Source organism: Brevibacterium otitidis, from assembly GCF_042429315.1.
GTDB classification, from domain to species: Bacteria; Actinomycetota; Actinomycetes; order Actinomycetales; family Brevibacteriaceae; genus Brevibacterium; species Brevibacterium otitidis.
In genome coordinates this window covers 1-722 of the sequence record NZ_JBHMAU010000086.1, presented here as the reverse complement: position 1 = coordinate 722, position 722 = coordinate 1, and the positions used below count along the sequence as shown (strand labels likewise).

Here is a 722-nt window from a genome sequence, read left to right as displayed (position 1 = left end):
GGAGCTACGGCGCGGGCTGCGGCGAGTGTGGTTGGGTGGCCGTCGGCCATGGCGTAGCCCCAGCCGGCCCAGGTCAGCATCTCGATGTCGTTGGGCATATCGCCGAATGCGGCGACATCGTCGGCGTCGATCCCGCGGCGCTGACAGTACTCAGCCAGCGTATGCGCCTTGGTCACCCCGGCAGCAGCGAGCTCGATGAGCCCGGTCGTCGGATTCGAGTGGGTGGCGTGCAGCGCATCGCCAATAAGCTCGCTGACAGCAGCGAGCATCGCGTCGGAATCAGTCGAGGGCCCGCGCACCATGATCTTGGCGACTTCTCGGATGTCCCTGCTCTCAGCCGGGTCGATGGTGACGGCCTCCTGCGGCCAGCGGGTGACGAAGCCCGGCTCGATGCAGAAGGCATCGAGCGTTTCGAAGGCGAGCTTCGCCTCGGGCATGCGCGCCCGCACCCGGCTGATGAGCTCGTGCTGGACCTCGGTGCTGATGAGGTGGGCATGGACGACCTCGTCGCGCTGCAGGTTGTACACGATCGAGCCGTTGGCGCAGATGACGTGACGCACGATCGGCAGGTCCCGCTGCAGGGGTGCGAGCCAGCGGACCGGCCGGCCGGTCACCGGCACGAAGTCGACACCGGCGGCCACGAGCGCATTGACCGCTTCGACGGTGGCTTGGGGGATCGGCTGGAAGCGCTGCAGCAGCGTGCCGTCGACATCGCTGGCCAC

The 722-nt window shown here is 68.0% G+C and carries 1 protein-coding gene; it reads right to left on the bottom strand.

Features of this window, described 5'->3' with window-relative positions; all coding sequences use genetic code 11:
* The coding region (locus tag ACFFN1_RS13565) for an HAD family hydrolase (RefSeq protein WP_376841362.1) at nt 1–722 on the bottom strand (722 nt) is incomplete at both ends.